The sequence below is a fragment of the Photorhabdus aballayi genome (genome assembly GCF_026153155.1).
GTDB lineage: Bacteria > Pseudomonadota > Gammaproteobacteria > Enterobacterales > Enterobacteriaceae > Photorhabdus > Photorhabdus luminescens.
In genome coordinates this window covers 1-2419 of record NZ_JAPFCD010000120.1, presented here as the reverse complement: position 1 = coordinate 2419, position 2419 = coordinate 1, and the positions used below count along the sequence as shown (strand labels likewise).

Annotated in this window: 1 protein-coding gene; it reads left to right on the top strand. The window is 49.7% G+C overall.

The window, feature by feature from the left end; all coding sequences use genetic code 11:
- A partial coding sequence (locus OO184_RS24750; RefSeq protein WP_265381430.1) for a non-ribosomal peptide synthetase family protein occupies positions 1 to 2419 on the top strand: 2419 nt, incomplete at both ends.

The following is a 2419-nucleotide window of genomic DNA, read 5'->3' as shown; positions in this document are numbered from 1 at the left end:
GCCGTTAGTCATCCTGGCTGATAAGGCAGGGTATGCAGCACTGGGTGAAAAAGCGTTAGACGGAGTGACTGTCCTCGATCCAAATACATCAGTAAACCAACTGGACAGCAACCCGACTGTACCAACACTGACCTCACGGCATCTGACCTATGTGATTTATACATCAGGTTCGACAGGCACACCAAAGGGCGTGATGGTTGAGCATCGCGGGCTGGTTAACCTGATTCAAGAGAAAATTACGCAGTTCAGTATCAACCCTGAAAGTCGAGTGTTGCAGTTTGCTTCCTCAGGGTTCGATGCCAGCATTTGGGAAATCATGATTGCGTTAGGAGGTGGTGCCAGTCTGGTTATCGCTGCCGACACAGTTCGTTATGACCCACATCGCCTCTGGCATTATCTGGAGCAACAAGCGATAACGCATATCACTCTGCCTCCGGCTTTGCTTCAGGATGGGGCCAATTTACCGCCGTTAACAACAAGACCCACAGTGATACTGTGTGGTGAAGCGCCCAGTGCGGTATTGCTTCAGGCGCTATGTGACAGAGTAATTTTGTTTAATGCTTATGGCCCGACAGAAAGCACGGTTTGTGCCACGATCTGGCGTTGCCCGTCAGGCTATACAGATGCGTTAGTCCCTATCGGATATCCAACAGCCAACAGCCAGGTTTATCTGTTGGATGCTGACGGCCAGCCAGTACCACTAGGGGCGGTGGGGGAGCTGTACATTGGTGGTGTGGGTGTGGCGCGGGGTTATCTGAATCGCCCTGATTTGACCGCTGAACGCTTCTTAGCTGATCCGTTTAATAATAGACCGGGGGCACGGATGTACCGCTCCGGGGATTTGGCTCGCTATCTGCAGGATGGTAGTCTGGTGTTTGTTGGCCGTAATGACCAGCAGGTTAAAATCCGTGGCTTCCGCATTGAACCGGGGGAAATTGAGACGCGTCTGGTGGAACATCCGGCGGTGCGTGAGGCGGCTGTATTGGCGCTAGGTGATGGGACAGATAAACGGCTGGTGGCCTATGTAGTGGCAGAAGCGGATGATGAATTGGTCAATAATCTGCAAATTCACCTGAATACCCGATTGCCTGATTATATGGTACCAGCGGCGTTTGTCCGTTTAGATGCCTTCCCATTGACACCCAACGGCAAGCTAGATCGTAAGGTTTTACCGGTACCGGGCGAAGAAGCCTTTGCACACCAGATTTACGAAGCCCCACAAGGAGAAATTGAAATTGCCCTGGCGGCTATCTGGCATGAGTTATTGGGGATTGAGCAGGTTAGCCGACATGATAATTTCTTTGCACTAGGGGGGCATTCGCTGCTTGCTGTACGAATGGTTGAACGCTTGTGCAATCTTGGTTTAACGTTGGCGGTACGTGATCTGTTCCAATCTCCAGTGTTGACTGAACTGGCCCAGAAATTAGGGACACATAGGGTTGTGGTGGTGCCTCCCAATATCATCATGCCAACCACCACTACTCTGACACCAACGATGCTCCCGTTGATTAATCTGACCCAACCTGAAATTGACTTGATTGTCAGACAGGTGCCAGATGGGATTACCAATATTCAGGATATCTATTCCTTGTCACCGTTACAGGACGGTATTTTGTTTCATCATTTATTGGCAAACAAAGGTGACCCATACCTGCTAATCAATCAGATGCGTTTTGCTAATCGGTCTCTGCTGGAACGTTATCTGGCGGCGGTGCAATGGGTGGTTGATCGGCACGATATCCTACGTACAGCTTTTATCTGGCAAGGATTATCCGTTCCGGTTCAAGTTGTCTGGCGTCAGGCACCGTTGTCGGTTACTGAAGTGATATTTGATCCAAGTAATGGACCTGTGTGTGACCAATTAGCTCAATGCTTTGACCCGACTCAGTATCGTTTTGATCTCGGTCAGGCACCGCTACTGCGTTTTGTGGTGACACAGGAAGAGGATGGTTCTTGGGGAATGTTGGAACTGTTGCATCATTTGATTGGTGACCACACAACGTTGGAAGTGATGAACCGTGAAGTTCAGGCGTACCTTGCTGGGAAGGGAAGTAACTTACCTGTTCCAGTTCCTTTCCGTAATTTGATTGCTCAGATCCAGTTAGGTATTAGCCCAGAAGAACATATCAACTTTTTTCATAATATGTTGGCTAATGTGCAGGAACCGACACTGCCGTTCGGGTTGCGGGGAGTGCATCACGATGGCACAAAGGTGACGCAATCACATAGAATGTTAAATACCACACTGAATGATAGTCTTCGTCGTCAAGCCAGACGTTTGGGGATTAGTTTGGCTACTTTGTGTCATGTTGCTTGGGCACAAGTGTTATCACGTATCAGCGGACAGGAACAGGTAGTGTTCGGTACGGTACTGTTTGGGCGGATGCAGGCAGGGGAAGGAGCTGACCGAGGGATGGGA